This window comes from Paracoccus simplex (genome assembly GCF_042648325.1).
Lineage (GTDB): Bacteria > Pseudomonadota > Alphaproteobacteria > Rhodobacterales > Rhodobacteraceae > Paracoccus > Paracoccus simplex.
This window is the reverse complement of sequence record NZ_JBHRXE010000041.1, coordinates 16,899-41,543: the sequence shown is the minus strand read 5'-3', so window position 1 is coordinate 41,543 and position 24,645 is coordinate 16,899. Positions and strand designations below refer to the sequence as shown.

Genomic DNA, 24,645 nt, shown 5'->3' with positions numbered 1-24,645 from the left:
GCATCCATGAAGGCAGCCCTTGTCGCCTGCGCGGTGATCCTGGCCGGCGCGGGCATGGCCGGCGCACAGGCGGTCATCACCAAGCAATATGACGACGGCGGCGTCTATGAGGGAACCTTCCGCAACGGCAAGCAGCACGGGCGGGGCACCTACGCGCTGCCCTCGGGCTACGAATATACCGGCGACTGGGTCGAGGGCGAGATCCTGGGCCAGGGCACGGCGAAATTCCCCAACGGCTCGGTCTACGAGGGCGCCTTTGCCCGCGGCAAGCCGCATGGCAAGGGCAAGATCACCTATGCCGATGGCGGCAGCTACGAGGGCGACTGGCTGGATGGCCAGATCACTGGCCAAGGCGTGGCGCATTACGCCAATGGCTCGGTCTACGAGGGCGGCTTCCTGAACGCGCTGCACGACGGCAAGGGCGTGCTGACCCAACCCAACGGCTATCGCTACGAGGGCGACTGGAAGGCCGGCGTCAAGCAAGGTTTCGGCAAGATCACCTATCCCGACGGTGCCGGCTATGAAGGCGAGATGAAGGCGAACCAGCGCTCCGGCGAGGGCAAGCTGACCATGGCGGATGGCCTGAAATACGAAGGCAGCTGGTCGGCCGGCCAGATGGCCGGGCAGGGCAAGCTGACCCAGCCCTCGGGTGACAGCTACGAGGGCCGCTTCGCCAATGGCAAGCGCGAGGGCAAGGGCGTGGCGACCTATGCCAACGGCGACCGCTACGAGGGCGATTTCCGCGCCGATAAGCGCTGGGGGACGGGCACCTTCACCGGCACCGACGGCTATGTCTATACCGGCGACTGGGTCGAGGGGCGGATGGAGGGGCTGGGCCGCATCACCTATCCCGACGGCTCGGTCTATGAGGGGGCGCTGCTGGCCGACCTGCCGCATGGCCGCGGGCTCATCACCTATCCGGACGGCGCCAGCTATGACGGCGACTGGGTCGCGGGCGTGATCGAGGGGCAGGGCGTCGCCAAATACGCCAACGGCCTGGTCTACGAGGGCGGCTTCAAGCGCGGCCGCAACGAGGGGCAGGGCCGGATGACCTATCCCGACGGCTATGTCTATAACGGCGCCTGGCGCGACGGCCAGCGGCACGGGCAGGGGCAGGCGACCTATCCCGATGGCACCACCTATGACGGTTCCTTCGTGGACGGGCTGCGCCATGGCAAGGGCCGGCTGATCGCGCCGGACGGCTTCCGCTACGAGGGCAGCTGGAAGGAAGGCGAGATCGACGGCGAGGGCGTCGCGACCTATGCCAATGGCGATGTCTATACCGGCCATTTCATCGCCGGAAAGCGGCAGGGGGCGGGGGTGATGCGCTATGCCACCGGTCAGGTCGCCTCGGGCGAGTGGGAGGACAACCGGCTGGCCGTGCCCGACGAGGGCGCGGAACCCGAGGGCGCCGCGCCGCCCGAGGCGGCGGTGCCGGACGAGCCGGCGACGGGACCGGCGCAATAGGCGGTCGCCTCTGGTCGGGGCTGCCCTGCTGCGGAAAATCCGCCCAAGCCGGATCGCCTGCCGGCATTATTTCGGGGACGCATTGTCGGATTCCCGCCTGGCCAGACGTCCTTGGGACAGACAAAGCCAGGGAGAAGGACGATGACCATCACCATTACCGCCTTTGAAAACTCGCCTGATGGCGGCAGGGGATTGGCGCGCGACATGCGGGTCCGCTGGGCGCTGGAGGAGGTGGGCCAGCCCTACGAAGTCCGCCTGCTGTCGTTCGCGGCGATGAAGCGGGACGCGCATCGCGCGCTGCAGCCATTCGGGCAGATCCCGACCTATCAGGAGGGCGATCTGGTCCTGTTCGAGTCCGGTGCGATCGTGCTCGCCATCGCCGAGCGCCATTCCGGTCTGCTGCCGGGCGATGCCAATGCCCGGGCGCGGGCGATCATGTGGATGTTCGCGGCGCTCGACACGGTAGAGCCGCCGATCTTCGATCACCCCCTGCTCAAGATCCTCGACCGCGACAAGCCTTGGTACGGTCACCGGTTGCAGAGCCTCGAGGCCAGTATCCGCGACCGTCTTGCCGACCTTTCCCGCCATCTCGGCGATGCCGATTGGCTGGACGGCGCTTTCAGCGCCGGCGATCTGCTGATGGTGACGGTGCTGCGCCGGTTGAACGGCCTGGATCTGCTGGAGGCCCATCCGAACCTGGCTGCCTATGTCGCGCGCGGCGAGGCGCGGCCGGCCTTCCAGCGGGCCTACGATGCCCAGCGTGCGGTCTTTGCCGCCGCATCATCCGGCTGACGGCGGTCGGCGGGTTACTCCACCACCCGCACCGCCGCGCTTTCCGGCCAATGCGCAAAGGGCAGCACCCGCCCGTCCCGCCGGCTTTCCGCCACCCGGTCCAGGTCCACGTTTGCCTTGACCCAGCCGGGCACGTCCATCGCCCCCTCGGCCACCACGCCGCTTTCCGGCCACAGCCCGTCCGCCGGCGCATAGATCGCGGCGGCGCCCCGGTTCTCGTCGATGGCCGGGTTCCAATCCACGTCGCCCACCGTCGGCGCCTGCACGACGACGCATTGGCTCTCCAGCGCCCGGGCCATGGCGCCGATGCGCACCCGATTGAACCCCGCCACCGTGTCGGTGCAGGAAGGCACCAGCATCACCTCGACCCCGGCCTCGGCCAGCGCCCGGCCCAGCAGCGGAAACTCGCTGTCATAGCAGATCAGCACGCCCAGCCGTCCGACGGGGGTGTCGAACACCCGCAGACCCGGCGCGCCGACCACGTCCCAATCCTCGCGCTCGAAGCGGGTCATCACCTGCTTGTCCTGATGGCCGATCCGCCCCCCGGGCCCGAACAGCACCGCGCGGTTGACCGGGCGCGGCCCATCGAAACAGGGCGCCGAGGCGGCCAGGATATGCAGCCCATGCTGCGCCGCCAGCGCGGCATGCAGCGCGTCGCGCGCCGCTTCGTGCCGGGCGACCTCGTGCAGCGACGCCTCGAGATCGCCGGCCACCTCGGGCCCGCCCAGCGAGGCCAGCTCCATCGCGCCATATTCGGGAAAGACCAGCAGGTCGCAATCGGCGGCGTCCCCGACCCAGCGGGTGATCTTGGCGCGATAGGCGTCGAAATCCCGAAGCCAGTCGAAGGGATAGGCGGCGGCGGCGATCTTGACGGTCCGGGTCACAGGGTTTTCATCCAGAATTGCAGCGGTTTGCGCGAGGGTCGGTCATCGCCGATGTCCTTCCATTCGAATTCCGCGACCACGCCGGGCAGGGGGGCATAGCCGCGCTTGCGCCAGAACCCGTCCAGCGGGCGATAATCCTGCGGGTGCAGCGGGTGATCCTCGGGCCGGACCACGCGGCAGAAGGCGCTGTAGCGGCGGCCAAGGGCGCGGCCCTGCGCCTCGCGCCCGTCGAAGAAGGCATGGCCCAGGCCGTGGCCGCGATATTCGGGCAGCAGCACCGATTCCGCGCAATAGAAGATCTCGTCCAGCCGCTCGGGCCGGCCGGCGAAGGCGGCGGCGAAATCGTCCGCGTGATCCTCCATCGGCGCCCCGGTCGAGGCGCCGACCATGCGGTCGCCGTCCCAGGCCGCGATCACCACCGCGCCGGGCGACTGGTAGGCGCGCAGGTAGTTCCGTTCGTATTCCAGATCGCCGTCATAGAGATAGGGCCAGTCGCGGAACACCGCGATGCGCAGCCGTGCCAGGTCGTCCAGCACGGTTGCCACGGCATCCCCGGTCAGGCTTTCGGTGCGGATCACGCCGAAACCTGACGCGTCCAGTCGGTGAGGTTGTAATAGGTCGTCACCCGCGCGATCTTGCCGTCCCGAATGGTGAAGAAGGCGCCGGCGGGCAGGACGTATTTCTGGCCCTTCGCCTCGGGCAGGCCCTCGTCGGTGGCCAGATAGGTGCCGTTGACCACGAATTCCGCCGCCGCCCGGTCGCCGGCCTCGTTGGCGAAGATCACCATGTCGGTCAGCTCCTCGCGGTAGCTGCGGGTCATGTGGGCGTTGAACTCGGCGAACGTGTCCTTGCCGCGACGGATGCCGCCCTCGTTGACGTGATGTTCCACTTCGTCATGCAGATAGCCCAGCATCTCGTCGGTGCGGCCGGCGTTGAAGGCGTCGTAATAGGCGGCGATCAGGGCCTTGGTATCCATCGGAACCTCCTTGTTTTGTCCCGTCTAGCGTGGGTGGCGGGCCGCGTCACCTCCGCCCTTTGGCGGAGGCCCGACCATCCAGCGATCCTGACGCATTATTCCCATCGCCGGACGGCTGGTGTAGCGAGGGGGGCAGCACAAAGGGGGACATGCCATGGTGACGATGCCCGCGCGGCGGATCGACTGCTTCAAGGCCTATGACGTGCGCGGCCGGCTGGGCTCGGAACTGGACGAGGATGTCGCCTATCGCATCGGCCGCGCCTTCGCGCAGGTCTTGGGCGCGCGGCAGGTGATCGTGGGCCGCGATTCGCGCGCCACCTCGCCGGAACTGGCGGCGGCGCTGATCCGGGGACTGAACGATGCCGGCGCCGATGTCCGCGACCTCGGCCTGGCCGGCACCGAGGAGATGTATTTCGCCACCGCGCATTTCGGCGCCGATGGCGGCATCGAGGTGACGGCCTCGCACAACCCGATCGACTATAACGGCATGAAGCTGGTCGGCCGCGGCGCCGCACCGCTGGATCCCGAAGGGGATTTCGCGACCCTGGCGGCGCTGGCGCAATCGGGCGCGTTCCCCGAGCCCGAGCGCCGGGGCGAGACGCGGGACTTCCCCGAGGCGCGGGCGATCTATGCCCGGGCCCTGGCCGATTTCATCGACGTGGCGGCGCTGCGCCCGCTGACCGTGCTGGTCAATGCCGGCAACGGTACCGCCGGCCCGACCTTCGACGCCATCGCGGCCGAGCTTGAGCGGCGCGGTGCGCCCCTGCGCTTCATCCGCATCAACCACCAGCCCGACCCGGCCTTCCCGAACGGCATCCCCAATCCGCTGCTGCCGGAAAACCAGCCGATGACCGCAGAGGCGGTGCGCGATCATGGCGCCGACCTGGGCGTGGCCTGGGACGGCGATTTCGACCGCTGCTTCTTCTTCGATGCGCAGGGGAGGTTCATCCCCGGCGAATATGTCGTGGGCCTGCTGGCCGCGGCCTTCCTGGAAAAGCACCCGGGCGAAAAGATCGTGCATGACCCGCGCGTGGTGCTGAACACCCGCGACATGATCGCCAGCGCCGGCGGCCGGGCGGTGCAGGCCCGCACCGGCCACGCCTTCGTCAAGCGCGCCATGCGCGAATCGGGGGCGATCTATGGCGGCGAGATGTCGGCGCATCATTATTTCCGCGACTTCCATTTCGCCGACAGCGGCATGGTGCCCTGGCTGCTGGTGGTCGAGCTGGTCAGTCGCAAGGGCGTCGGACTGGGCGAACTGCTGGCCGAGCGGATGCGCGCCTTCCCGTCCTCGGGCGAGATCAACTTCCGCCTTGACGATCCCGGCGCGGCCATCGACCGGGTGGTGGCGCATTTCGCGCCGCAGGCGATCCGCCGCGACGAAACCGACGGCATCAGCCTGGAACTTCCGGACTGGCGCTTCAACCTGCGCCGCTCGAACACCGAGCCGGTGGTGCGGCTGAACGTCGAATCGCGCGGCGATGCCGGGCTGGTGGCGGCGAAGCGCGCCGAGATCGAGGCGCTGCTGGCCGGGCCGGCCTAGTCGCCGGGCACCGCGGGCGGGACGCGCAGGATGGCCTCGTGATAGGCGATGGCCTCGTTGAGATTCTCGAAGACCGTCAGATGGCCGCGATCCAGAACCGCGCCCATCTGGCACATGTTGCGGATCATCGGCATCGAGTGGCTGACCACGATGGCCCCCGAGGTCTCCATCCGCTCGTTGAACACGCGCTGCGACTTGGCGCGGAAATCCGCGTCGCCGACACTGGTCACCTCGTCGACCAGATAGGTGTCGAAATGGATGCCCATGCTGGTCCCCATCGCCAGCCGCGAACGCATGCCCGAGGAATAGCTGGCGAAGGGCTGGTGGTAATGCTGGCCGAGCTCGGCGAAATCCGCGACATAATCGACCAGCTCGTCGGTGTCGACGCCATAGATCCGGGCGACGAAGCGCACGTTCTGTGCCCCGGTCAGCTCGCCATGGAAACTGCCCATGAAGCCGACCGGCCATGAGATGGTGCCATCCGACAGCACCCGCCCCGAACTGGGCGAGACGGTGCCGGCAATCATGCGCAGCAGCGTCGACTTGCCGGCCCCGTTGCGGCCCAGCAGCGCGACCGAGACGCCGGTGGGGAACACCGCGTTGATGTTGTCGGCCACCACGGTCTGCCGGCCCTTCAGCCGGTAAGCCTTGGTCAGATTCTCCAGCCAGATCATCGCTCAGCCGCGGTCGCGGATGCTGTAATAGATCAGGACAAGAATGGACCAGCCGGCCAACAGCATGCCTGCGACCATCAGCAGCAGCCAGGTCCGGTTCGGCTCGGTCGAGCTTTGCGCCACCTTGGGCTCGATATGCGCGGCGAGATAGCGCGACTGGCGCTGCGCCTCGGCCAGGGCGGTCTCATAGGCGATGCGGGCGGTGCGATAGGCGCCCTCGGCGAATTCGCGGTCCACCGCCAGCTTTTCGTATTCGGCCATGAGCTGGGCATAGCTCTCGCCCGCCGGGCCCTGGCCCTCGGCGCCGAACTTGCTGCGCTCGGCGTCGATGAGGCGGCGCAGGGCGTCGATCTTCTGCTGCGACTGGGTGACGCGGTGATCGGTGGGCTGGGCGTTTTCGATCAGCAGGTCATGCGCGACCAGCACCTCGGCCAGCTGCGCCTGCAGGCCGCTCAGCACGCCCATCTGCCCGGCCAGATCCGCCTCGGGATCGACGATCTGCGACTTCATGCGAAAGGCGGTCATGGCCTGGCGGGTCACGGTCAGCTCGTCGCGGGTCTTGTCCAGCTCCAGCTTGGCCAGCCGCGTCGCGTCCTCCTGGGCGATGGCGGAAAGCTCGTTGATCTTGTCCGAGCTTTGCTTGAACACCGCGGCGGCGATCTGCTGGGCATCCTCGGGGCTGAAGGCGCTGACATTCAGCGTGATCAGCGCGGTCGAGCTGTCGTAAAGCACCTTGACCTGGCGTTGCCAGTAATCGGTCAGATCCTCGACATGCCCCTCGGGATCGAAGGCAAAGACGAAATCATGCGGCCAGTCGCGCGAGAAGCGTGTGCGCAGGTCAAGCTCGGCGTCGATCTTCTCGACCATGTCCTGGCTGCGGATATATTCGTAAAGGATGTCGGTATCCGAGGCGCCGCCGCCGCCGCCGCCCGCGAACGAGGAGAGCCCGCCCAGCAGGTCGATCGAGGGCACCGACTGCTCCTTGCGGACCGAAAAGCCGACGGTCGAGACATATTGGTCGCTGGCCCGCGCCCAGAGATACCAGGCCCAGAGCACCGTCGGCAGCACCACCAGCGCCAGGAACGAGGCGAGCAGCAGCCAGTGCCGGCGCCGCGGTTGCGCGATGCCGACCGGTGGCCGGATGGGGTGCAGCGCCGCCGGCGGCACCGCCGGCATCTGCCGGGGGCCGGGCTGGGCCGCGGCCTGGCCCATCGGCCGCACCGGGATCGGTTGGGATTGCGGCCGCATCGCGGGCGGCTGGTGATTGCCCGGCGCCGGCCGTTGTCCCTGTCCCTGCTGCCCCGGCCCTTGGGGCCGGGGGGCATGCGGCTGCGCCTGCTGCGGACGGGCCTGTTGCGGCCGTTGCTGCTGACCCGGCGGCTGGGGCTGCTGCTGCGGCGCGGCCGGGCGCGGGGCCTGCGGGCCGGGCGCGGGCTGCGCCTGAAACGGCCGGTTCGGACCGGGCTGGGCTGGGCCCGCCGGCGCCGGGTTGGGGGCGGGACGCGCGGGATCTTGCTGTTGGGCGGTCGGCTGGCCGGTCTGGCCGCTGGCCGGGGTGGTGGGGGTGGTCACAGCAGTGGCGCTTTCGCTGGTTTACCTTTTCTGTGCAGTTGTTACATATTGCCGCTCGCCAAGACCAGCTTTTGCGTTCACATGTCCGACATTTCCACCGGTAACCGTCGTCCCCAGCGCCCGTATCGCCACGGGCCGCGTTTTCGCATGGTGCGCATCATCTTCGCGCTGATGCTGCGCGAGATGGCGACGACCTATGGCCGGTCGGCCGGCGGCTATATCTGGGCGGTGCTCGAGCCGGTGCTGGGGGTGACGCTGCTGTCGGTGATCTTCAGCCTGGCGCTGCAGACGCCGGGGCTGGGCACCAACTTCCCGCTGTTCTACGCGACCGGCTTCCTGCCCTTTGCCATGTTCAACGACCTGACGAACAAGGTCGCCACCTCGATCCGCTTCTCGCGGCCGTTCCTGGCCTATCCCAGCGTCACCTTCATCGACGCGATGATCGCCCGGGTGCTGCTGAACGCGCTGACGCATATCGCGGTGATCGCCATCGTGATCACCGGCATCTATGTGATCTACCAGTTGCCGGTGGTGGTGAACCTGGCCTCGGTCTTCGAGGCGCTGCTGCTGATCACCCTGCTGGCGGTCGGGGTGGGCACGATGAACTGCTACCTGATGACCGCCTTCCCGATCTGGGAGCGGGTCTGGCAGATCATCACCCGGCCGCTTTTCCTGATGTCGGGCATCTTCTTCACCTATGACCTGATGCCGAGCCAGGCCCAGAACATCCTGTGGTACAACCCGCTGATCCATTGCATCGGCCTGATGCGCCGGGGCCTCTACCCGACCTATCAGGGCAGCTATATCAACCAGGAGCTGGTGATCGCCGTCTCGCTGGTGCTGCTGGTCCTGGGGCTGATGCTGCTGGAGCGTACCTATCGCAACCTGCTGGAGCGCTAGAGCAGCAGATCCGACGCGTTCAGCGTCGCCAGCGCGCCCAGGTCGATGGTCAGGTCGGTGCGGCCGTCGCCGTCCCGGTCGACCAGAAGCCGATGCGCATCGGGCTGCGTCCAGTCCAGGCGCACCTGCCCGCTGCCATTGGCCGAAAAGGCGGTCCCGCCGATGAAGACGAGGCCGAGGCCAGACAGGTCGATCCGGTCCTCGCCGGCGCGGAAATCCGTGATCGCATCGCTGCAACCATCCAGGTCGCCGGCATCGGCGAAGACGAAGACATCGGCGCCGGCGCCGCCGGTCAGCGTGTCGAAGCCGCGCCCGCCTTCCAGCCGGTCGGCGCCCTCGCCCCCTTCGAGCAGGTCGTTGCCCAGGCCGCCGGTCACGGTGTCGTCCCCGGCCGCGCCGGCCAGGCGATCGCCGCCAAGCCCGCCGATCAGGTTGTCATTGCCTTGGCCGCCGTCCAGAAGATCATCGCCGTCGCCGCCATCCAGCAGATCGTCATCGGCCCCGCCCAGCAGCGTATCGCCCCCGGCAAGGCCCTGGATCGTGTCGCGACCGTCGTCGCCTTGCAGCCAATCCGCCCCGGCATCGCCAAGGATCGCGTCGCTGCCCGCGCCGCCCTGCACGGTGTTGTTGCCGGTCTCGGCATGGATCAGGTCGTCGCCCTCGCCGCCCAGGATCAGGTCGTGGCCGCTGCCGCCGTAAAGCAGGTCGTTGCCGCTGCCGCCGTCGATGACATCGTGCCCGCCGCCGCCCAGAATCACGTCGTTGCCGGCCCCGCCGGACAGCGTGTCGTTCTCCGGCCCGCCGTCCAGCGAATCGTCGCCCGACTCGCCCTGCATGACATCGTTGCCGAAGCCGCCCAGCATCGTGTCGTTGTCGGCACCGCCGAACATCAGGTCGTGATCCTGATTGCCATTCATCAGGTCGGCGCCGGCCATGCCGTAAAGCGTGTCATGGCCGGTCCCGCCATGCAGCGCGTCATTGCCCTCGGCGCCGTTCAGCACGTCATGGCCGTCGCCGCCGGCCAGGGTGTCGTTGCCCGTGCCGCCGTCGAGGTTGTCGATGCCGTCGCCGCCATCCATGCGGTCGTCACCCTCGGCGCCGATCAGCGTGTCGAAGCCGCCGCCGCCGTTCAGGCTGTCATTGCCGAGCCCGCCCAGCAGATAGTCGAAACCGGCGCCGGCGATCAGCGTGTCGTTGCCCGGCCCGCCATGCAGCCGGTCGTTGCCGGCGCCGGACTGCATCAGGTCGTTGCCGTCGCCACCCCAAAGCACGCCGTTGCCCAGCATGTCGGTGATGCGGTCGTGACCGCCGCCGCCCAGGATCAGGTCGTGCCCATCGCCGCCATAGAGGGTGTCATTGCCGTTGCCGCCGTCCAGGCTGTCATTCCCGGCCCCGCCGTCGATCCAGTCATTGCCCTCGCCGCCAAGCAGGGTGTCGATCCCCGCCCCACCCGCCATGCTGTCATTGCCCAACCCGCCGAACAGATAGTCCAGGCCGGCGCCGGCGATCAACGTATCGCTGCCCGGCCCGCCATACAGCCGGTCGTTGCCGGTGCCGGTCTGCATCAGGTCGTTGCCGTCACCGCCCCAAAGCGTGTTGTTGCCCAGCAGGTCGAACATGGCATCGTCGCCGCCCTCGCCATAGAGCAGGTCGTGGCCCGTCTCGCCCCGCAGGGTGTCGTTGCCGGCGCCGCCGGCCAGCGCATCATCGCCGCTGCCGGCCCATAGCCGGTCGTTGCCGGTGCTGCCGAACAGCCGGTCGTTGCCGTCGCCGCCGAACAGCCGGTCGTTGCCATCGCCGCCGCGCAGCGTGTCATTGCCGAGCGCGCCGGAAAGATCGTCGTTGCCGGCCCCGCCCAGCAGCAGATCGTTGCCGGCATAGCCGAAGACGTTCGAGCCGTTGCGGCCGGCGCTGAGGGTATCGTTCCGCAAGGTGCCAGAGACGGTCGTGCGCATGTCGGGGGCCTCGTAATGGGCGATGGGGAAAAGCGAATTGTCGAAGGCGCCGGCCTGCAGCATGCTGTTGTCGGGCGTGGTGACCCAGATCACCGAATTGCCGTAAAAGATCTTGATTCCGAAGGCCTGCGGGCGAAACACCAGCTGGTCGGTGCTGCGGATCATGCCCAGGAAGGACAGGTCCAGCCGGTCCACGCCGGGTTCGAAATCGGTGATGGTGATCTTGCCGCCGACCTCCTTGACGACGAAGACATCGGCGCCGGCGCCGCCGGTCATGCGCAGCGGCTCGGCCCCGGCGATCAGGATGTCGTCGCCCGCCCCGCCGTCGAGAACCGTGGTGCCGGCGCTGGCCTGCATCAGGTCGCTGCCCCCGGTTCCGGTCTGGCGGCCCGCCCCGACCACCCCGGTCTTGCCGATGCTGCCCGGTTCAAGGACGAATTGCGTGATCCCGCTTTCGGTCCGGGACGAGACGAACAGCGCGATCCGGCCGTCGATCACCGCGGCCGACAGGGCCGAGACATCGGCCAGCGTCTGGTCGTCGGTATCGACCAGCGTGGTCAGGTGCAGCAGCTTGCCATCGGGCAAAACGGTAAAGACGCTGATCCCGTCGTCGCCGCCGCCGACAAAGACGAAGGCGCGGCCGTCCATGGTCACCGTCTCCAGCGCCGTGGCGCCGGCAAACCGGGTGCTGCGCTCGTCGACGACATGGTCGGCCGGCAGCAGCTCGCCGCCATAGGTCAGCCGCATGGTGGTCAGGGACGAGCTTTGCGCGCCGGCGACCACCAGATAGGTCACCCCGGCCACCGTGACCGTGTCCAGGTGGCTGGGCTGGTCCATGCCGAGCCCGCGATAGGACCAGAGCATCTGCACCGGGCCAAGCGTGCCATCGGCCATCACTATCTGCACCGAGACGTAATTGCCCAGGCCAGAGGCCGCGATGATGAAGCTGCGGTCGGCCAGGGTGGTGACATGCAGCGCGTCGATCTCGGTTCCCTGTATGCCCGAACCGGCCGGCAGCGCGGCCCGCGTGACATGGCCCAGCCCGCCATCGGCGCCGATGCGCCAGATGTCGATGGCGGTCTGCCCGTTCCGCGCCGAACACAGGAAATCGCCCAGCGGCGTCTGTAACTGCTGCAGCCCGATCAGATCCGCGGGCAGGGCGCCCGGCCCGGCGCCGTCCTGGAAACCGCCCTGGCTGTCCAGGCGGATGCCGGGGTCCGGTCCCGCGCGCAGCCCGGTGCCGATCAGGACCGGGTTGCCGCCCAGCGTCACGATGCTGGCCGAGGGCGGGCCGGCATGACCGATGCCCGCCGGATAGGCGCGGGTGGTCATCACCTCGATCGGCTGGTCGGCGGAAACGACGTGCCAGGCCACCATGCCGCCGCCGACATGGGTCAGGCTGTAAAGCGCATGCCCGTCGGGTCCGGCATGGGTCTGCAGGTCGGTGATATTGGTCACGAAAGGCGCGTCGGCGCCCGTATAGGTGGCAACGTGACGATAGCGCATCGCTGGCTTCGCTTGTGGCAGATCATGGTGGTTCGGGACAATTCCCCATGACCTGACAAAGCGGTCACTTGCGTCGCGAAGTCACGCATTATTCCCCGTGCATTTTAACGGCCGCGGGCCTAGGTTGAGCGCCGGCGCAGCCCTTGTGCGCCGTATCGGGTTCCTCCATACGCCTCTGCGTGGGGCCAATCTGGTTGGTGTAGATGCAGATCGAAAAGACCGCGCTGCCTGGGGTTCTGGTGCTTGTTCCCCGGCGCTTTGGCGATGACCGTGGGTTCTTCTCGGAAAGCTGGAACCGGAGGCTGCTGCACGAGGCCGGGGTCGACCTGCCGGAATTCGTGCAGGATAATCATTCGTTATCCTTGGTTTCGGGGACATTGCGCGGTCTGCATTTCCAGGCGCCGCCGCATGCCCAAGGCAAGTTGGTGCGCTGTGGACGCGGGCGGCTGTTCGACGTGGCCGTCGATATCCGCAAGGGCAGCCCGACCTATGGGCAATGGGTCGGGGCCGAACTGTCCTTCCAGAACGGCCGCCAGCTCTGGATTCCGCCGGGCTTCCTGCACGGTTTCCTGACCCGGGAACCCGAGACGGAAATCCTCTACAAATGTACAGATCATTACGCCCCGGATTGCGATGGGGCGGTGGCCTGGGACAGTATCGGCATCGACTGGGGCCTTGAAGGCCGGCCGATCCTGTCGGCCAAGGATGCCGAGGCCCCGGCTCTGAACGAGTTCGACAGCCCCTTCACTTATGAGGGGCCTTTTGATTACGAGGCGAGATTATGAAGATTCTGGTGACTGGCGGCGCGGGATTCATCGGTTCGGCGGTGGTGCGGCTGGCGGTGGCGCGCGGGCATCGGGTGGTGAACCTGGATTCGCTGACCTATGCCGCCAATCTCGAAAACGTCGCCTCGGTTTCGGCCAGCCCGCTCTATGCCTTCGAGCAGGCCGATATCCGCGACCGCGCGGCGCTGGACCGCATCCTGGCCGCGCATCGGCCCGACGCGATCATGCATCTGGCCGCCGAAAGCCATGTCGACCGCTCGATCGACGGGCCGGGCGCCTTCATCGAGACCAATGTCACCGGCACCTACAACCTTCTGGAAGCCGCGCGGGCCTATTGGATGGGGCAGCGCCGGCCCGAGGGGTTCCGCTTTCACCATATCTCGACCGACGAGGTCTTCGGCTCGCTGGGCGAGACCGGCCAGTTCACCGAAACCACGCCCTATGACCCGCGCAGTCCCTATTCGGCCTCCAAGGCCGCCTCGGACCATCTGGTGCGGGCCTGGCACGAGACCTATGGCCTGCCGGTGGTGCTGACCAATTGCTCGAACAATTACGGGCCCTTCCACTTCCCGGAAAAGCTGGTGCCGGTGGTGATCCTGAACGCGCTGCACGGAAGGCCGATCCCGGTCTATGGCGACGGCGGCAATGTCCGCGACTGGCTCTATGTCGAGGATCACGCCGACGCGCTGCTGCTGGTGCTGGAAAAGGGCGCCCTGGGCGAAAGCTACAACATCGGCGGCGAGAACGAGGCGAAGAACATCGACCTGGTGCGCACGATCTGCGCGCATATGGACCGGCTGCGCCCCGATTCCGCGCCGCATGAGCGGCTGATCACCTTCGTCGCCGACCGGCCCGGCCACGACCGGCGCTATGCCATCGACCCGACCCGCATCCGCACCGAACTGGGCTGGCGCCCCTCGGTCACGGTCGAGGAGGGGCTGAGGCGGACCGTCGAATGGTATCTGGCGAACCAGGGTTGGTGGCGGCCGCTTCTGACCCGGCAGGGGGTGGGCGAAAGGCTCGGCACGGCATGACGGGCCTGCTGGTCTTCGGCCGCACCGGACAGGTCGCGACCGAACTGGCGCGGCTGGTTCCCGATGCGCGCTTCTTGGGCCGCGACCGGGTCGATCTGGCCGATCCGGCGGCCTGCGCCGCGGCGATCCAGGCATCGGGTTGCGCGGCGGTGCTGAACGCCGCGGCCTATACCGCCGTCGACCGCGCCGAATCCGAATCCGACCTGGCGCGCCGGATCAATGCCGAGGCTCCCGCCGCCATGGCCCGGGCGGCGGCGGAACGGCGGGTGCCCTTCCTGCATATCTCGACCGATTACGTCTTCGACGGCTCGGGCGAACAGCCCAGGGCCGAGACCGACCCGACCGGCCCGCTGGGCGTCTACGGCGCCACCAAGCTGGCCGGTGAACGGGGTATTGCCGCCGCCGGCGGGCAATGGGCGGTGCTGCGCACCTCCTGGGTGTTCTCGGCCCATGGCGCGAATTTCGTCAGGACCATGCTGCGGCTGGCGGCCGAGCGCGACGAACTGCGCGTCGTCGCCGACCAGCACGGCGGTCCGACCCCGGCGGCCGATATCGCCGCCGCCTGCCTGACCATGCTGGCCGCCATGCGGACGGATGCGGCGCGCGGCGGTCTGTATCACTTTGCCGGGGCGCCGGATGCCAGCTGGGCCGGCTTCGCGCGCGAGATCATGGCGCAGGCGGGGCTTTCCTGCCGCGTCACCGGAATTTCCACGGCGGACTATCCCACCCCCGCCCGGCGCCCGGCCAATTCGCGCCTGGATTGCGCCGCCATTTTGCGGGATTTCGGCATCAGTCGCCCCGACTGGCGCGCCGGTCTCGCCAAGGTCTTGCAGGAGCTGAAACCATGACCCGACCCGAGAATCCCCCCAACCGCCGCAAGGGCATCATTCTGGCCGGCGGCTCGGGCACGCGGCTCTATCCGATCACCATGGGCGTGTCGAAACAGCTGCTGCCGATCTATGACAAGCCGATGATCTATTACCCGATCACCGTGCTGATGCTGGCCGGCATCCGCGAGATCGCCATCATCACCACCCCCGAGGACCAAGAACAGTTCCGCCGCCTGCTGGGCGACGGCAGCCAATGGGGGCTGCGCTTCGACTATCTCGTGCAGCCCTCGCCCGACGGGCTGGCGCAGGCCTATCTGTTGGCCGAGGATTTCCTGGCCGGCGCGCCCTCGGCCATGGTGCTGGGCGACAACATCTTCTTCGGCCACGGCCTGCCCCTGCTGCTTGACGCCGCCGATCGGCGCAATGCGGGCGGCACGGTCTTCGGCTATCGCGTCGCCGACCCGGAGCGCTATGGCGTCGTCGCCTTCGACGAACAGGGCAAGGCCAGCGCCATCATCGAGAAGCCGCAGGTCCCGCCCTCGGATTACGCGGTGACCGGGCTTTATTTCCTGGACGGCACCGCGCCCGCCCGCGCGCGCGAGGTGCGCCCCTCGGCCCGGGGCGAGCTGGAGATCACCACCCTGCTGGAAACCTACCTGCACGAGGGCAGCCTGACGGTCGAGAGGATGGGCCGCGGCTTTGCCTGGCTCGACACCGGCACGCATGCGAGCCTGCTGGATGCCGGCAATTTCGTGCGCACGCTGGAACAGCGGCAGGGGTTGCAGACCGGCTGCCCCGAGGAGATCGCCTTCGACATGGGCTGGATCGACGCCGAGAAATTGCAGGATCAGGCGCGGAAATTCGCCAAGAACCAGTATGGTGCCTATCTGGCGCGCTTACTGGGATAGGGCGGGCCTCGTTGCGCGCCTAGGCGCTCTTCTGCCGCCGCTGGCGCAGACGACCGGCAAGCGCTGCGCCGAGCAGCGCAACGCTTCCGCTGCGGCTTTGCCGGTAAAGCCGCATCCTCAGGATCTGGACCAGCGCCTCTGGTCCGCTCGCTTGCAGCATCTGGCCGAAACGCCGCAGCAATTCCCTGTTTTCGGGCAGGAACAGATGGGCCACAGGCTCCAGCGCGCGCTGGTTGCGCCTCAGCCAGCCGGCGAAGCTGCCATCCATCAGCATCGAGGCGCGGCCGGCCCTGGCCCGCGCCGTGTCGTTGCGGCCCATCAGGTTGCCCGGGTGCTGGCGATAGAGCAGGACCTGCGCGCTGTCCCGCCGGATCGCGGCTCCCGCCCCGGAAAGCGCCTGGTAGGCCCACCAGTCATGGGCATGGACATCGGCGGCCTGGGCCGCGGGGGTTGCCGCCTGCAGGATCCGCAGCGCCTCGGCATTGGCCAGGATGGTGTTGCCCGGCAGTGCGGATTGCACCAGCGCATTGCGAAAGCCGAAGGGGCCGGGGAAATGCGGCGCGGGGGCGATGGGGATCAGCGCCTCGTCGCAGACCGTCGTGCGCGCGGCCCAGATCGCGGCGCCTTTCCGTTCCGCCAGGAAAGCCGCGCCAAGCGCCAGGCGTCCGGGATGCCAGAGATCGTCCTGGTCGGCATAGGCCAGCCAGCCGCCCGGATCGGCCCGCGCCGTCAGATGCAGGAAGTTTTGCGTCGATCCGCGCCTGGGGCCCTCGATCACCTCGACCTGGCCCTGCGGCCGGCTGGCGGCGAATTCGCCCAGGATCTGCCGCGAGCCGTCCGTCGAGCCGTCGTCGGACACCAGCAGCCGCCAGTTGGTCACGCTTTGCGCGGCGATGCTGTCGAGCTGCGCGCGCAGGAACCGCGCGCCGTTATAGCAGGCCAGGGCGATGGTGATCGGCGGGTGCATGCATTCTCCGAAGCGTCGCGATGCCCATATACCGATCGGCGCCGGTCGGCCAGTGCAGGCCAGGCGGGCCGAACCTATTGCTCCTGCCGGCCGATATCTTCGATCAGGATGCGCTGCACGCTGGGTCCGGCCGCTTTCCGGGCGGCGGCCAGCAATGCCTCGCGCAGGCGCTCCAGGGCCGGCTCGGCGGTGAAATTGCCATCGAACCCGCCGGTATTCGCCTGAACCATCAATGCGTTCAGCAAGGCGTCGCGCAGGCGATGTTCCTGCGCCTCGATCTCGGGCCGGGCCGCGGCCGGCATCTCGATGGTCAGCGACAGGACCATGATCGCCGTCGGGTTGCCGTTGCGCAGGATCGGCACGAAGAACTGGTTGGGAAACTTGAACCAGTCCTGGCCAGCTTCGCTTTCGGTGCTGGCGGCATGGCCGTCGGCCGCTGCGCCGTGCCCGGCCCCCTCGGTGCCGCCTTCCGCGCCATGGCCGGCGCCTGCTTCCGCCTCCGCCTCTGCCTCTGCCTCGGCATGCGCCGCATCGGCATCGGCATCGGACGGTGTCGCCGCTGTGCCAGAGGCGCTTTTCGCCGCATGCAGCATGTCGCCGCCGATGGCGCCGCCGACGAAGCTCAGCAGGGGCATAAGCAGGATCAGGATCTTCTTCACGGGCGGGCTTCCTTAGTAAGGCAGGACGATATCGGCGATCTGCTGGCCGTAACGCGGCTGCTGGACGTCGCTGATCTGGCCGCGACCGCCGTAGGAGATGCGGGCGCCGGCGATCCGGTCGTAGGAGATCTCGTTGCGCCGGCCGATATCCGAGGGGCGGACGAAACCGCTGACCGTCAGCTCGCGCACCTCGTAATTGACCCGCACCTCCTGCGTGCCCTGGATGCGCAGCACGCCGTTGGGCAGGCGGTCGATCACGGTCGCGGCGACGCGCAGGGTCAGCTTGTCGCGGCGCGAGATGTTGCCGCTGCCCTTGAAGCTGGAGGAGGCCTTGGCCTCGGCCAGTTCGTCCATGCTGGCGCCCTCGGGCAACACTTCGTCGATGCGCTGCGGCAGACCCATCATCGAGGGGATGCTGACCTTGTCGGCCGAACTGCGGCTGCGGCCCGAGCTGTTCTGGATCTCGGCGCGGTCGTCGATCTCGATGACGACGGTCAGAATGTCGCCGCGAGTCGAGGCGCGCCGATCCGCGACCAGTGAATTCTGCGCGCTGGTCCAGAGCGATGCGGCGCTGTCCGGGCGGTCCGGCAACTCCTGCGAGCCATATCCTTGCGAGGTCATGGCCTGGAACTCGACGCTGCTTTCCGGCTCGGTCATGTCCGGCGCCTGACCGATCTGCGAGACCCGCCCGCAGGCCGATAGCGACAAGGCGATGAGCGCGGCGCCGATCAGCAGATCGGGGCGAAGGGGCGTGGCGTCGGGCATGGTCTCTCTTTCAGTGCTGCTCGATGATGACGGTTCCGTCCGGGGCGACACGGCCCGAGACGGTGACGCGCGATGCGTTGTTCATGACGCGGATCATCTGCCCGACGCTGCCGGCGGACAGGGCACGCCCCTCGGCCTCGATGCGCAGGGCGGATTTCTCATAGGCGATGGTGACGATCTGGTTGCGGCCGACCAGCGTGGGCGCGGTCAGGAAAGAGGGGTCGATCCGTCGGCCCTGATAGACCATGACCCGCAGTTGCTGGCCGGCGACCTGGGCGACATCCGCGACCCCGCCGGGCTGGTCCTCGGCGATGGCGACGTCGCCGGGGGCGATCACGGTGCCGGCGGGCAGGGTGCGCGTGGCCACCACCGATCCGGCCAGCCCCGCTTGCGGCAGCATCAGCAGCAGAAGGAGCAGGGCTTTCATCAGCGCACCTGCACCGTGGTGCCCAGCATCTGGTCGGCGGCGGTGATCACCTTCGAATTCAGCTCGTAGCCGCGCTGCGCCTTGATCAGCTCGGCGATCTCGCGCACCGGATCGACGGCGCTTTCCTCCAGGAAACCCGAGCGGATCGTGCCCAGCCCCTCTTGCCCCGGCGTGGCGACCTGCGGCGGGCCGGAGGCCACGGTTTCCAGGAACAGGTTCGATCCGACCGCCTCGAGCCCCTTCTCGTTGATGAAATTGGCCAGGGTGATCTGGCCCAGGTTCTCGGGTTCGACGCGGTCGCTGAAATAGGCGAAGACCTCGCCATTGGCGTTGATCGAGATGCTGCGCGCGTCCTCGGGGATGGTGATGTCGGGCACCAGCGGATAGCCCTCGGAGGTCACGACCTGCCCCTCGGCCGAGCGTTTCAGACTGCCGTCGCGGGTATAGCCCGAGAGACCCGAGGGCAGGGTGACTTCCAGATAGCCGCTGCCGTCGACGGCGATGTCCAGATCGCCCTTGGTTTCGGTCAGCGATCCCTGCGCCGGCATGATGGTGACGCTGGCCGGCCGCACGCCCAGGCCCAGCTGCACGCCGGCGGGGACCATCGCGCCGTTCGTAGCGGTCAGCGTGCCCGGCCGGGTGGCCTGCTGGTATTGCAGGTCGGCGAATTCGGCCCGCCGGGCGTTGTAGCCGGTGGTCGACATGTTGGCGAGGTTGTTCGAGATGACCTCGACGCGCATCTGCTGCGCGCTCATCCCGGTCGCTGCGATCTGAAGGGCTCTCATGTGTTGTCCTTTCACCGGGTCAGGGAGGTGATGGTTTGGCGGATGCGCTGGTCCTCGCGGTCGAGGAAGCTCTGGCCGAGTTCATAGGCGCGCTGGACCTCGATCATGCGCGACAGCTCCAGCACCGGATCGACGTTGGACTCCTCGAGGAAGCCCTGGCGGAGCACCGGCGCCTCTACCGGCTCGACCGCGCCGCCCGGGTCGAAAAGCGTGCCGGCTTCGTGTCGCAGCTTGGCAAGTTCCGGCGCGGCGAAGACGCCGATCCGACCGACCGGGTTGCCGTCGGCCGAGACGGTGCCGTCGATGCCGATTCCGACGCTGCGTACCCCGGCCGGGATCACGATCGGCGCCTGGCCGTCGTCGAGCAACTGGTAGCCGTCCGGGTTGACCAGCTCGCCCTCGGCATTGGTCATGAAGGCGCCGGCGCGGGTCAGGCGGTTGCCCTGCGGGGTCTGCACCATCAGGAAACCGTCGCCGTCGAGCGCCATGTCGAACTGGCCGTTGGTCTGGGTCATGCCGCCGGCGCTCAGGTCGATCATCCGGCCGCGGCCATTGGCCATGGCCAGCGTCTCGCCCCGGCGGTCGAGCGGCACCATGTATTCCGAGAACACCACCCCCTCGCGCCGGAAGCCGGTGGTGTTGGCATTGGCGATGTTGTTGGCCACGGTGCGCATTTCGCGCATCAGGCCGGATTGCCGGGTCAGGGCGGCATAGATCCCGTTGTCCATGGCCTAGGATCCCGCGATCTGCGGCAGGATCTGGTCGGTAAAGAAGCTGGCCAGGGTCGCGGTCATGAAGCTCATGCTGACCCAGAACACCACCAGCATCAGGCCAATCTTGGGCACGAAGGTCAGCGTCATTTCCTGCACCGAGGTCAGCGCCTGGAACAGGCCGATCACCACGCCGGCGACCAGCGCCACGATCAGCAGCGGCGCCGACATGCGCACCGCGATCCACAGCGCCTGGCGGGTCAGGTCGAAGATCAGGTTCTCGTCCATGGTTGCCCCCTCAGACCGGCATGCGCAGGATTTCCTGATAGGCCTCGACCACCTTGTCGCGGATGGCGACCACGGTCTCGAGCGCGATCTCGGCTTGGGCGATGCTTTGCACCAGGTCATGCGTGTCGCCCTGGCCCGCCATGGCGCCGGTGGCGGCCAGATCGACCTGTTCCATCACCTTGGCAAAATCGCTGGCCGCGGCGGTCACGCCTTGCGGCAGGCCCTCGGCCGGCGTGACGGCGGGGCGTGCGCGGTCGTAAGCGGTCGCGGCGAGTGTCGAAGAAATCATGGCGGCTCTCCTAGCGGCGGATCAGATCCAGCAGCGAACTGCCCATCTGGCGGGATTGCTCGAAGACGCGCAGATTGGCCTCGTAGCTGCGGCTGGCCTCCTTTGCGTCGGCGATCTCGATGACCAGGTCGACGTTCGAGCCGGCATAATAGCCCTCGTCATCGGCCATCGGATGCGCCGGATCGAAGACGCGCGGCAGGTCGCGCCGGTCGAAACGGGTCGGGCCGGCGGCGACGGCGCCGGTCGGGCGGCCGAAATCGACCTGTTCCTGAAAGGCCACCACCTTGCGGCGATAGCCGGGCGTATCGGCATTGGCGATGTTTTCCGAGATATGGCGCAGCCGCACGGATTGCGACTTCATCCCCGAGACGGCCAGTTCGGTCGCCGAAAGCGAATCGCTCATCGTCAGCCCCTCCGGCCGATGCTGGTGCGGATCAGCGTGAGTGAGGATTTCGTCACCGCCAGCGACAGGTCGAATTCGCGCTTTGCCGCGGCGCTGCGGAACATCTCCTCCTCGAGCGAGACGGTATTGCCGTTCGGCGCCGGTTCGCCGCCGCCGTCCACGACCCGGCCGATTCCGTCGCCCCAGCCGACCCCGGTCAGATGGCCGGGGCGTGAGGCGCGCATCTCGGTCGCGACATCCGAGCGATAGGTGTCCGCGAAGCCGGCAAGATCGCGCGCGTGGAAACCGGGCGTGTCGGCATTGGCGACGTTGCGGGCGATCAGCTTCTGGCGCTCGGCCGCATGGGCTGTCAGCGCGCCGGCCATCCGCAAGGTTTCGATCCGGTCAAACATCGAGGTTTCTCCCCTGTTCCGATAACCCGGTCTTAACCCCAATAGGTTTAAAAACCCTTTCGAGGCCCCGGCCCGCCGCAGAAAAGGGAAACGGAATGGATAAAATGCAGTCGATCGCGGCCCGCATGCGCCGCCTCCGCATGACCCGGCATTTCGGCCGCGTCAGCGCCGTCCAGGGCGGGCTGATCCTGGCTAGCGGACTTGGCAGCCATGGCTCTTTGGGGGATCGCGTAGTGTTTTCAATGGGTTCCGATGGCGGATTGACCGGAGAGATCGTGGCGCTGCATTCCGACCAGGTGGCGATCCTGCCCGAGGGGCCAATGGACGGGCTGTCGATCGGAACCCAGGTCGAACTGGTCTTCGCCCCGTTTCTGGCGCCGGCCGATGCCTGGATCGGGCGAATCATCGACCCGTTCGGCCGGCCGCTGGACGGCCGCCCCATCCTGGCCGGCGGCGAGGAGCGCGGCTATCGCCCCGCGCCGCCGCCTGCCGCGCTGCGCAACCGGCTGGGCGGGCGGCTGGATACAGGGCTGGCGGTCTTCGACACGCTTCTGCCTTTGGTGCGCGGCCAGCGCATGGGGCTGTTCGCGGGCTCGGGCGTCGGCAAGTCGACGCTGCTGTCGGCACTGGCCAAGGGGGTCTCGGCCGACGTGGTGGTGATCGCGCTGGTCGGCGAGCGCGGGCGCGAACTGCGCGAATTCGTCGAGGAAACCCTGGGCGATGAGGGCATGGCGCGGTCGGTGGTGGTGGCGGCGACCTCGGACCAGTCGCCGCTGATGCGGCGGCGCTGCGCCTGGGCGGCGATGACGGTGGCCGAGCATTTCCGCGACCAGGGCCGGCATGTGCTGTTCCTGGCCGATTCAATCACCCGCTTCGCCGAGGCACATCGCGAGATCGCGCTGGCTGCCGGCGAAAGCCCCAGCTATCGCGGCTTTCCGCCCTCGGTCTCGCATCTGATCATGTCGCTGGCCGAACGCTCGGGGCCGGGGCCGCAGGGTTCGGGCGACATCACCGCGATCTTCAGCGTGCTGGTCGCCGGCTCGGATATGGAGGAGCCGGTGGCCGACATCCTGCGCGGCGTGCTGGACGGCCATGTGGTGCTGGACCGCGCCATCGCCGAGCGCGGGCGCTTCCCGGCGGTGGACGTGCTGCGTTCGGTTTCGCGCTCGTTGCCGCAGGCGGCGACGCCGGCCGAGAATGTGTTGATCGCCCGGGCGCGGGCGATCCTGGGGCTTTACGCCGAATCCGAGCTGATGATCCGGGCCGGGCTTTACGCGCAGGGATCGGACCCGAAGCTGGACGAGGCGGTGCGGCTTTACCCGGCGCTGGACCAGTTCTTCACCCGGTCCGGCGCCGATGCGCAACGCAGCTTCGCCCTTCTGGCCGAGGCGCTGGGCGGGCCGCCGGCACGGGCCGCCTGATCGGAAAGAAGCCTGCGAATCCCGCAGGTTTGTGGCATGATTGATAAATGTTGACCGCAGCCCCGAGATCATTGCGGCGCCGCCGCCGAGTTGACAATCTCCCGCGGTCGAGCCGAGGAGCGTCATGGCGATCACCGAGTATTTTGTCCGCTACCTGCAAAGACGGGATCTGCTTTCCGAATCCGATATTGCCTGCCTTCGTGCGATTCCGACCACGCATGCCTGTTTCCGCCCGGGCGAGGTGATCGTGCCGCGCGGCCGGCTGGCGACGCGCAGCTGCATGATGCTGCGCGGCATGGCGGCGCGCCAGCATGAACTGGCCGGCCGCCCGGGCGAACGGGTGATCACCGCCTTGCACGTGCCGGGGGATTTCGTCGACCTGCACGGTTTCGTGCTGGCGGGGCTTGAGCATGACGTGATCTCGGTCGGCGAGTCCGAGGTCGAATTCGTCGATCACGCCGACCTGCGACGGGTCACGCGGGATTTCGCGCACCTGACCCGGCTCTTGTGGATGTCCACGGTGATCGACGCGGCGATCCATCGGCAATGGCTGGTGGCGGCGGCATCGCTGCGCTCCAGCGCGCATTTGGCGCATCTGCTGTGCGAACTCTACACCCGGCTGGCCAGCGTGGGCGCGGCGCAGGATCACCGCTTCGTCCTGCCGCTGCTGCAGAAGGAACTGGCCGACATCCTGGGCTATACCTCGATCCATGTGAACCGCGCGGTGCGCGACCTGCGGGCCAGCGGGCTGATCCGTTGGTCCGGGGGTGAAATCGAGATCCTCGACTGGCACGGGCTGGCGCGGCTGGCGCGCTTCGACCCGGAATATCTGGAGCTCGACCGGGTCAAGCGCTGAGTCATTGGCACAGCCGCCAGCCGCCGTTCCGTTGCTTGATGTCCAGATGCAGGTGGCTGTCATGCGCCGCGTTGGCGCCGGGGCCGAGGACCGTGGCGAAATGCAGGCAGGCCGTGCCGCGCACCGCGCGCTGGAAGGCCTCTTGCAGGTCGCCGCTGTCCTGGCGCGGCTCGACGGCGATCCGGGTGCCGTCGCCGAACCGGAAGGCCGCGATGTCGAAGGCGTTGCCGAAGGCATGTTCCGAGAGCTTGGCGCTGTCATTGCCGACCGTGGCCCGGCATTGATAGGTCGAGCCCGGCTCCAGCGCCGCCAGCCTGGGCTGGCCGGGCAGCAGGGCCGCCGCCGGGCGCACGAAGTCGCGCAGCCAATGCGCCAGGTGGCGGGCGGTGTCGCAGCGCATCAGCGCGCCGCCCGGAATCTCGATGCCCGGCAGCGGCGCGCGCAGCAGGATCGGCCGGTCGATGCCGCAGTCGCGCTGCTCGGGATCGGTGACCGGAGCCTCCTCGCTGTAATCCGCGCCGAGCAGCGTCAGCGCGAGCAGGCAGGCGGAATGATCGAAATCGCTTTCCCGCAAGGTGGCATGGATGGGCGGGCCGGGCGGACCGGCGGGCTCGGTTACCGGCGGGTCCGTTTCGGCGGCGGCGGGGTCCGCCGGTGTCGGCCCGGATTGCCTGTCCCGCCCGGGTTTGGGATCGGCCTTTTCCCCTGTCTCGGCGGTGGGCAGAGCGGTCTTGGGGTCGGGGCGCGGAGCCGGGCGTTCCTCGGAGGCGGCGGTGGTTGCGGGACGCGGCGTCGGCGCCTCCTGGGCCAGGGCCAGGCTTGGCAGCGCCATCAGGATCACCGCCAGCCCGCGCATC

At 68.2% G+C, this 24,645-nt stretch carries 27 protein-coding genes; 10 read left to right on the top strand and 17 right to left on the bottom strand.

Annotation, left to right across the window (positions count from 1 at the left end; translation table 11 throughout):
* Positions 1-6 precede the first annotated feature (6 nt).
* Positions 7-1,467: a 2-isopropylmalate synthase gene (locus tag ACFOMP_RS14515; protein ID WP_289894245.1), complete on the top strand. Its 1,461-nt coding sequence runs from the start codon at positions 7-9 to the stop codon at positions 1,465-1,467.
* Positions 1,468-1,608: 141 nt separating this feature from the next.
* On the top strand, positions 1,609-2,259 hold the full coding sequence (locus tag ACFOMP_RS14510; RefSeq protein WP_379031772.1) for a glutathione S-transferase family protein: 651 nt from the start codon (positions 1,609-1,611) through the stop codon (positions 2,257-2,259).
* A gap of 14 nt (positions 2,260-2,273) precedes the next feature.
* Here the strand turns inward: ACFOMP_RS14510 and ACFOMP_RS14505 are convergent, their stop codons facing one another.
* Genes ACFOMP_RS14505 through ACFOMP_RS14495 form a run of 3 tightly spaced genes read right to left on the bottom strand, consistent with a single transcriptional unit; the run spans position 2,274 to position 4,119 of the window.
* Positions 2,274-3,143 carry a carbon-nitrogen hydrolase family protein gene (locus ACFOMP_RS14505; protein WP_379031769.1) on the bottom strand — a complete coding sequence of 290 codons (870 nt, stop codon included), beginning with the start codon at positions 3,141-3,143 and terminating at the stop codon, positions 2,274-2,276.
* A complete protein-coding gene (locus ACFOMP_RS14500) occupies positions 3,140-3,721 on the bottom strand; it encodes a GNAT family N-acetyltransferase (protein ID WP_289894242.1) in 582 nt (193 codons plus the stop codon). The genes ACFOMP_RS14505 and ACFOMP_RS14500 overlap by 4 nt, the downstream gene beginning before the upstream one ends.
* A complete protein-coding gene (locus ACFOMP_RS14495; RefSeq protein ID WP_019351567.1) occupies positions 3,718-4,119 on the bottom strand; it encodes a ketosteroid isomerase-related protein in 402 nt (133 codons plus the stop codon). Before ACFOMP_RS14495 ends, ACFOMP_RS14500 begins: the two co-directional genes overlap by 4 nt.
* A 154-nt stretch (positions 4,120-4,273) precedes the next feature.
* Here ACFOMP_RS14495 and ACFOMP_RS14490 point away from each other — a divergent pair, with 154 nt between their 5' ends.
* Positions 4,274-5,662, top strand: a complete 1,389-nt coding sequence (locus ACFOMP_RS14490; RefSeq protein WP_289894241.1) for a phosphomannomutase — start codon at positions 4,274-4,276, stop codon at positions 5,660-5,662.
* Here the strand turns inward: ACFOMP_RS14490 and ACFOMP_RS14485 are convergent.
* The gene (locus tag ACFOMP_RS14485; protein WP_289894240.1) at positions 5,659-6,336 is read right to left on the bottom strand and encodes an ABC transporter ATP-binding protein; all 678 of its coding nucleotides are present in this window, start codon (positions 6,334-6,336) and stop codon (positions 5,659-5,661) included. The genes ACFOMP_RS14490 and ACFOMP_RS14485 overlap by 4 nt on opposite strands.
* Before the next feature lie 3 nt (positions 6,337-6,339).
* The gene (locus tag ACFOMP_RS14480; RefSeq protein ID WP_379031764.1) at positions 6,340-7,548 is read right to left on the bottom strand and encodes a capsule biosynthesis protein; all 1,209 of its coding nucleotides are present in this window, start codon (positions 7,546-7,548) and stop codon (positions 6,340-6,342) included.
* Positions 7,549-8,055: 507 nt separating this feature from the next.
* Between ACFOMP_RS14480 and ACFOMP_RS14475 the strand changes: the two genes are divergently transcribed.
* Positions 8,056-8,808 carry an ABC transporter permease gene (locus tag ACFOMP_RS14475; protein WP_019352969.1) on the top strand — a complete coding sequence of 251 codons (753 nt, stop codon included), beginning with the start codon at positions 8,056-8,058 and terminating at the stop codon, positions 8,806-8,808.
* Here the strand turns inward: ACFOMP_RS14475 and ACFOMP_RS14470 are convergent.
* Positions 8,805-12,269 carry a M10 family metallopeptidase C-terminal domain-containing protein gene (locus tag ACFOMP_RS14470; RefSeq protein ID WP_379031761.1) on the bottom strand — a complete coding sequence of 1,155 codons (3,465 nt, stop codon included), beginning with the start codon at positions 12,267-12,269 and terminating at the stop codon, positions 8,805-8,807. The genes ACFOMP_RS14475 and ACFOMP_RS14470 overlap by 4 nt on opposite strands.
* Before the next feature lie 203 nt (positions 12,270-12,472).
* On the opposite strand from ACFOMP_RS14470, the gene rfbC reads away from it, so the two are divergent.
* The 4 genes from rfbC to rfbA are packed head-to-tail and all read left to right on the top strand — an operon-like array spanning position 12,473 to position 15,826.
* A complete protein-coding gene (gene rfbC, locus ACFOMP_RS14465; protein ID WP_379031758.1) occupies positions 12,473-13,054 on the top strand; it encodes a dTDP-4-dehydrorhamnose 3,5-epimerase in 582 nt (193 codons plus the stop codon).
* Positions 13,051-14,088, top strand: a complete 1,038-nt coding sequence (rfbB, locus tag ACFOMP_RS14460) for a dTDP-glucose 4,6-dehydratase (protein WP_379031755.1) — start codon at positions 13,051-13,053, stop codon at positions 14,086-14,088. The genes rfbC and rfbB overlap by 4 nt, the downstream gene beginning before the upstream one ends.
* Positions 14,085-14,936 (top strand): dTDP-4-dehydrorhamnose reductase, encoded by an 852-nt coding sequence (gene rfbD / locus ACFOMP_RS14455; RefSeq protein WP_379031752.1) that lies wholly within the window; start codon positions 14,085-14,087, stop codon positions 14,934-14,936. Before rfbB ends, rfbD begins: the two co-directional genes overlap by 4 nt.
* Positions 14,933-15,826 carry a glucose-1-phosphate thymidylyltransferase RfbA gene (rfbA, locus tag ACFOMP_RS14450; protein WP_289894234.1) on the top strand — a complete coding sequence of 298 codons (894 nt, stop codon included), beginning with the start codon at positions 14,933-14,935 and terminating at the stop codon, positions 15,824-15,826. Before rfbD ends, rfbA begins: the two co-directional genes overlap by 4 nt.
* A gap of 19 nt (positions 15,827-15,845) precedes the next feature.
* Here rfbA and ACFOMP_RS14445 read toward each other — a convergent pair whose 3' ends face one another.
* From ACFOMP_RS14445 to ACFOMP_RS14400, 10 genes are all read right to left on the bottom strand, one after another.
* The gene (locus tag ACFOMP_RS14445) at positions 15,846-16,793 is read right to left on the bottom strand and encodes a glycosyltransferase (protein WP_379031749.1); all 948 of its coding nucleotides are present in this window, start codon (positions 16,791-16,793) and stop codon (positions 15,846-15,848) included.
* A gap of 74 nt (positions 16,794-16,867) precedes the next feature.
* A complete protein-coding gene (locus ACFOMP_RS14440) occupies positions 16,868-17,452 on the bottom strand; it encodes a hypothetical protein (protein WP_379031746.1) in 585 nt (194 codons plus the stop codon).
* Positions 17,453-17,464: 12 nt separating this feature from the next.
* On the bottom strand, positions 17,465-18,217 hold the full coding sequence (gene flgH, locus ACFOMP_RS14435) for a flagellar basal body L-ring protein FlgH (protein ID WP_379031743.1): 753 nt from the start codon (positions 18,215-18,217) through the stop codon (positions 17,465-17,467).
* Between the two features lie 10 nt (positions 18,218-18,227).
* Positions 18,228-18,644 (bottom strand): flagellar basal body P-ring formation chaperone FlgA, encoded by a 417-nt coding sequence (gene flgA / locus ACFOMP_RS14430; RefSeq protein WP_379031740.1) that lies wholly within the window; start codon positions 18,642-18,644, stop codon positions 18,228-18,230.
* Positions 18,644-19,429 carry a flagellar basal-body rod protein FlgG gene (flgG, locus tag ACFOMP_RS14425; RefSeq protein ID WP_379031738.1) on the bottom strand — a complete coding sequence of 262 codons (786 nt, stop codon included), beginning with the start codon at positions 19,427-19,429 and terminating at the stop codon, positions 18,644-18,646. The genes flgA and flgG overlap by 1 nt, the downstream gene beginning before the upstream one ends.
* 11 nt (positions 19,430-19,440) lie before the next feature.
* A complete protein-coding gene (locus tag ACFOMP_RS14420) occupies positions 19,441-20,157 on the bottom strand; it encodes a flagellar hook-basal body complex protein (protein WP_289894228.1) in 717 nt (238 codons plus the stop codon).
* A 3-nt stretch (positions 20,158-20,160) separates the two neighbouring features.
* Positions 20,161-20,427: a flagellar biosynthetic protein FliQ gene (locus ACFOMP_RS14415; protein WP_019352202.1), complete on the bottom strand. Its 267-nt coding sequence runs from the start codon at positions 20,425-20,427 to the stop codon at positions 20,161-20,163.
* Between the two features lie 10 nt (positions 20,428-20,437).
* Positions 20,438-20,716, bottom strand: coding sequence for a flagellar hook-basal body complex protein FliE (locus ACFOMP_RS14410; protein ID WP_289894227.1), 279 nt, complete (start codon positions 20,714-20,716; stop codon positions 20,438-20,440).
* Positions 20,717-20,726: 10 nt separating this feature from the next.
* Entirely contained in the window at positions 20,727-21,119 is a 393-nt protein-coding gene (gene flgC / locus ACFOMP_RS14405; RefSeq protein ID WP_289894226.1) for a flagellar basal body rod protein FlgC, read from the bottom strand.
* Between the two features lie 2 nt (positions 21,120-21,121).
* Positions 21,122-21,511, bottom strand: coding sequence for a FlgB family protein (locus tag ACFOMP_RS14400; RefSeq protein WP_289894225.1), 390 nt, complete (start codon positions 21,509-21,511; stop codon positions 21,122-21,124).
* Positions 21,512-21,615: 104 nt separating this feature from the next.
* On the opposite strand from ACFOMP_RS14400, the gene ACFOMP_RS14395 reads away from it, so the two are divergent.
* The gene (locus ACFOMP_RS14395; protein WP_379031923.1) at positions 21,616-22,932 is read left to right on the top strand and encodes a FliI/YscN family ATPase; all 1,317 of its coding nucleotides are present in this window, start codon (positions 21,616-21,618) and stop codon (positions 22,930-22,932) included.
* 124 nt (positions 22,933-23,056) lie between these two features.
* Entirely contained in the window at positions 23,057-23,788 is a 732-nt protein-coding gene (locus tag ACFOMP_RS14390) for a Crp/Fnr family transcriptional regulator (RefSeq protein WP_379031732.1), read from the top strand.
* 1 nt (position 23,789) lies between these two features.
* Here ACFOMP_RS14390 and ACFOMP_RS14385 read toward each other — a convergent pair whose 3' ends face one another.
* Complete coding sequence (locus tag ACFOMP_RS14385; RefSeq protein WP_379031729.1) at positions 23,790-24,644, bottom strand: extensin family protein; 855 nt, start codon at positions 24,642-24,644, stop codon at positions 23,790-23,792.
* Position 24,645: the final 1 nt, after the last annotated feature.